At 55.0% G+C, this 4724-nt stretch carries 8 protein-coding genes and 1 pseudogene; all 9 read left to right on the top strand.

The annotated features are described in order from the left end of the window. Positions 1–489, top strand: a 489-nt coding sequence (locus tag HMPREF1992_RS00950) for a head maturation protease, ClpP-related (protein ID WP_021683926.1), incomplete at its 5' end; no start/stop codon positions are given. Positions 490–512: 23 nt separating this feature from the next. Then, positions 513–1694 carry a phage major capsid protein gene (locus HMPREF1992_RS00945; protein WP_021683925.1) on the top strand — a complete coding sequence of 394 codons (1182 nt, stop codon included), beginning with the start codon at positions 513–515 and terminating at the stop codon, positions 1692–1694. A 77-nt stretch (positions 1695–1771) separates the two neighbouring features. Then, on the top strand, positions 1772–2047 hold the full coding sequence (locus HMPREF1992_RS00940) for a head-tail connector protein (protein WP_021683924.1): 276 nt from the start codon (positions 1772–1774) through the stop codon (positions 2045–2047). Further along, positions 2048–2386, top strand: a complete 339-nt coding sequence (locus tag HMPREF1992_RS00935) for a phage head closure protein (RefSeq protein WP_021683923.1) — start codon at positions 2048–2050, stop codon at positions 2384–2386. It begins immediately after the preceding gene. Beyond that, entirely contained in the window at positions 2379–2777 is a 399-nt protein-coding gene (locus HMPREF1992_RS00930) for an HK97 gp10 family phage protein (protein ID WP_021683922.1), read from the top strand. The genes HMPREF1992_RS00935 and HMPREF1992_RS00930 overlap by 8 nt, the downstream gene beginning before the upstream one ends. Further along, complete coding sequence (locus HMPREF1992_RS00925; RefSeq protein WP_021683921.1) at positions 2774–3136, top strand: DUF3168 domain-containing protein; 363 nt, start codon at positions 2774–2776, stop codon at positions 3134–3136. The genes HMPREF1992_RS00930 and HMPREF1992_RS00925 overlap by 4 nt, the downstream gene beginning before the upstream one ends. 1 nt (position 3137) lies before the next feature. Further along, the gene (locus HMPREF1992_RS00920) at positions 3138–3737 is read left to right on the top strand and encodes a major tail protein (protein ID WP_021683920.1); all 600 of its coding nucleotides are present in this window, start codon (positions 3138–3140) and stop codon (positions 3735–3737) included. Positions 3738–3748: 11 nt separating this feature from the next. Further along, positions 3749–4063, top strand: coding sequence for a hypothetical protein (locus tag HMPREF1992_RS00915; RefSeq protein WP_037357882.1), 315 nt, complete (start codon positions 3749–3751; stop codon positions 4061–4063). A 185-nt stretch (positions 4064–4248) separates the two neighbouring features. Next, a pseudogene (locus tag HMPREF1992_RS00910) lies at positions 4249–4724 on the top strand (hypothetical protein); the annotation flags it as partial.

Here is a 4724-nt window from a genome sequence, read left to right as displayed (position 1 = left end):
TACAATATGCTCATGGAGTATAAGGGAAATGTCACCGTTAAGATTGACGGGATTGCCGCCTCTGCTGCATCCGTTGTTGCAATGGCAGGATCGACCGTCGAGATTTCACCCTTGGGGATGTTGATGATTCACAATCCCATGACCGTCTCCATCGGCGATACACATGAGATGGAGCGGACGATTACCTTCCTTGCCGAGATCAAGGAGAGCATCATCAACGCTTATGAGATCAAGACGGGGCTGTCCCGCGCGAAGATTTCGCGGCTAATGGATGCCGAGACGTGGATGAACGCAAAGAAGGCAGTGGAGCTTGGATTTGCGGATTCTGTTCTCTATGCGGACGTTCAGCGTCCTATGACGGATACGGCAGATGGGCTGATCTTCTCCCGCGCCGCCGTCACGAACTCTCTGCTCTCGAAATTCGGGCGGGAGACACACAATGTCGATGCAGAGCCGTTTAAGAAGCGGCTCTTTTCTATTTCACATTAAGGAACTAATGGAGGGACAAGAACATGGATAAGATCATGGCAATGCGCGAGAAGCGTGCAGAAATGTGGGAACAGGCAAAGCAGTTTCTGGATTCTCACGAAAAGGACGGGCATCTCACAGCCGAAGATGCCAAGGCGTATGAGCAGATGGAGAACGAGGTGCTTGCGCTCGGGAAGGACATCGAGCGCATGGAGCGTCAGGCGATTCTTGACGCACAGCTTGCAAAGCCCGTGACGGCAGCGATCACCAATCTGCCGAGGGCAGGTGCAGGATTCGCCTCTGAAAAGACTGGACGTGCAAGTGAGGCGTACCGCTCGGCAATGCTCAAGGCACTTCGCACGAACTTCCGGCAGGTGGAGAACGTCCTGCAGGAAGGCGTGGATGCAAACGGCGGCTATCTCGTTCCCGAGGAATACGATCAGCGTCTGATCGACGTTCTGAATGAGGAGAACGTCCTGCGTCCGCTTGCGACGGTCATCACAACGAGCGGCGAGCACAAGATCAATATCGCCGCCACGAAACCTGCGGCTGCGTGGATTGAGGAGGGGGCGCCGCTCACCTTCGGGGACGCGACCTTCGATCAGATTGTTCTCGACGCACACAAACTCCACGTTGCGGTCAAGGTGACGGAGGAACTACTCTATGACAACGCCTTCAACCTTGAGAACTACCTCATCGAGCAGTTCGGAAAGGCACTCGGCAACGCTGAGGAGGATGCGTTCCTGAACGGCGACGGGACGCACAAGCCGAAGGGACTTCTTTCCTCGGCGAAGACATCCGTCACCACGACAGCGGCAGACCTCAAGGCGGACGAACTCGTGACGCTCGTCTACAGCCTCAAGCGTCCCTACCGCAAGAATGCGGCGTTCATCGTCAACGACCAGACACTTGCAAGCATCCGCAAACTCAAGGACGCGAACGGTGCGTATTTCTGGCAGCCTTCGTATCAGATGGGCGAACCCGACCGTCTGCTCGGCTACCCCGTCTACTCCTCAGCATATATGCCAGCTATTGCAGCAGGCAAGACCGTCATCGCATTCGGTGACTACTCCTACTACAACATCGGGGATCGCGGCACCCGTGCGCTGCAGGAACTCAAGGAACTGTTTGCGGGCAACGGCATGGTCGGCTACGTCATGAAGGAGCGTGTGGACGGCAAGCTCGTTCTTGAAGAGGCTGTGCAGACGCTCAAGATGAAGGGCTGATAAATTATTCGCCAATTTGACGGGTTTTATTTTATCAGCGATTTCATAGACTTGCGGCAAAGAGGGGAGGTGGTTCTATGCTTGTGCCGCTTGCAGCAGTGAGGCAATATCTGCGGATTGACAGTGATGAGGAGGATGATCTCCTCGCACACTTTACGGAAACCGCAGAACAGATTTGCACTGCTCTTTTACGGGTAAAGGACATATCGGAGGTCGAAGACCAAGCAATCGTGCGTGTCGCAATACTCTACGCCGTGTCCTATATCTACGAACACAGAGAAGAAGCGGATCATCGAGGGCTTGCGCTGACGCTACGGTCGCTTCTCTTCGGTGTGCGGAAGGAGGGCTTTTAGATGCAGGTATCCATGAGCGAACTGCGTCATCGCATTTCTATCCTGCGTCCCGTGATGGATACGGATGATGAGGGGAATATCCTCGCGCAAACAACACAGAAAGTCGGTAAAGCGTGGGCACTCGTTCTGCCCTTTGCTGCGAAAATCTCCGACGGGTATGCGGAGAAAGTGCAGGAGGTAGATTACCGCATTGTCATACGCTACCGCACAGATGTCCGCGTGACGGATCGTATCCGTTGGGATGGCAAAACGCTCATACCTATCGCGCCGCCGTATCCGCTTGGCGGGAAGAAACAATGGCTTGTCATAGAATGCAGGGAGTTGGTGGAAGATGGCTAGATACCGAGGTTTTGTCTCTGCCGAGAAGATCCTCTCGGAACTTGGTGCGGAGGCGACGGCTGCGGCAAAGGAGGCACTCGCCGCCAGAGCGGACGATGTGGTCGCAGAGGCAAAGAACCGCTGTCCCGTCTATACGGGAACAGATAAGCGCGTGGTAAAGGGCGCACTGCGCGACTCCATCCATAAGCGACTGCGACGCAAGGACGGTTCTGTTTGGAGGATCGCGGCAGATGCCGAGTCGCAGGATGGCGTTCCCTATGGCGTACTCGTCGAGTTCAGCCCGCGCATCAACAAGCCGTTTCTCTATCCCGCGCTCGATGCCAAGAAGGACGGGATCCGTTCTGCCATCGTCGATGCCGTCCGTATGGCAATACGGAGGAGAGGGAAATGAGTACGGCACGGATGGTGTATCAGGCACTTGTGCGCTCCAAGACACTCTCGCAGCTTCTCGCTCACGGAAAGAAGGGCATCTATCACGGGCGCAGTCCCGATGCGGGGACGTATCCGATACTCGTTTATTCGGTGATCTCGGATGTTCCTGCGCTCTCAGTCGATGGTGCGGAACTGGAACGGCGTGTAACGGTGCGTATCCACATTATGACGAAGGACGGACGGTTTCGGGAGATTCATAAAGCCGTGCAGAACGCGCTTTTGCCAATCGGCTTTATAAGGGCGCAGACGCAGGAACTGATAGAGAAAGATATATTCGTGGAGATCACAGATTACAGAACAGCAATGGAGGGAGAATAATATGCCAAGTCCAACACCAACAGCAAAGCCTGCCGCAAATCTTACGAGCGGGCAGTTCATCAACATCCAGAAACTTCATATCGCCAAGATGCTCACCGATGTAGCAGGAGGAGCGGCGACCTACGAAGCTCCGATTCCGCTTGGGAAGCTCTTGCGCAAGGTGGACATCAAGCCGCAGACGAATCAGGCGGAGCTTTTTGCCGACGGTCAGTCCGTGGATACGGCGTCGAATACCGCATCCTACGATCTGACGTTTGACACGGCTGCGCTTCCTTTGGAATACACGGCGTATCTCCTTGGACACAGTATCGAGAACGGCGTGATGAAGGCGGGCAAGGACGATGTCGCTCCGTACTTCGCCGTGCTCTTTCAGTCGGATAAGCGCAACGGGAAGAAGCGTTTCACCAAATTCTACAAAGTCCAATTCACGGAACCGTCCGAGAGCGGCAACTCGAAGCAGGAGAGCATCCAGTTCGACACGCCGACGCTCACGGCAAAGGCGATCTACCGTATTTCCGACGGGCTGTCCTACGCCAAGGCTGACGAGGAGGCGGCGGGCTTTGCCGCTGAGACTGGGACGAAGTGGTACGAGCAGGTATGAGGGAGCGTATCATGGAAAAACCAACGCTATGGATTGCGGGCAGGGAAATCACGCCGAACCCTCCGAAGATGAAGGTCTGGCGTGAGTTCCTTGCCTTTTTTGATGCCGACAAGGAAGGATTGAGCCTTGAAGATTTTCTGGATGCACACGTCCGTCTGATTGTCCTTGGATTCGGACGGGAGGAAGTGACACGAGAATCCGTGGAGGAGAATGTCGATGTTGCGGACATTGTTCCACTGACACGCGCACTCTTTCGATGGGTTCAGTCATTGACGTTTTCCAAATTGGTGAACCTCCCAAACGGAGAGACGGGGAAAGAGGCGTAGTTCTTTCTCCGTACCAGAATCTACTGCGCTACTACGAGCGGCTGCAGTCCGCCTATGGGTGGACAATGCAGGAAATCGACAGGCATGAGATTGCGTTCCTGCTCGATCAGCTTGTAGTAACAGCGATCTGCGAAGAAAGATTGTCCGAGCGATTTATTGACGACGTGATGTAGGGAGGGGATAGGGTGGCAAAGCGCGGACAAAAGATTGATGAACTCTATCTCGATATCGGTCTCAACATCGCACAGCTGCAGCTGGACTTTGACACGGCAGGGAAAACCGTCTCGGATTCCATTGCACGCCTCAACAGCAAGGCGAATAATATCCATCTGAAGTTGGATGCCGACCTCGCGAAACTCGACGGTGTGGGGACAGAACTGGATAAGATCAAGGTGCGTCATCAGGCGATCAACCGCGAGTTGGATATTCAGCGGCAAAAAGAACAGATTCTTGCTGCTGTTTTGCAGTCTGCCAAGAAGAATGACGGCGTGGATAGTGCGTCCTATCGCCGTGCGGAGAGCAATCTCCTGCGGCAGCAGCGGACGGTCGCACAGACCGAAGCCGAGGTGCGGAAACTGAATGCACGGCTCAAAGAGAGCGCCGTCCTCTCCGGCACGTTCGGCGGGCGTATCTCAGCGGGAATGACGGCGGCACAGGCGGG

It is taken from the genome of Selenomonas sp. oral taxon 892 str. F0426, from assembly GCF_000468035.1.
In the GTDB taxonomy this organism is placed as follows: Bacteria; Bacillota; Negativicutes; order Selenomonadales; family Selenomonadaceae; genus Centipeda.
This window is presented reverse-complemented; position numbering and strand designations above follow the sequence as displayed.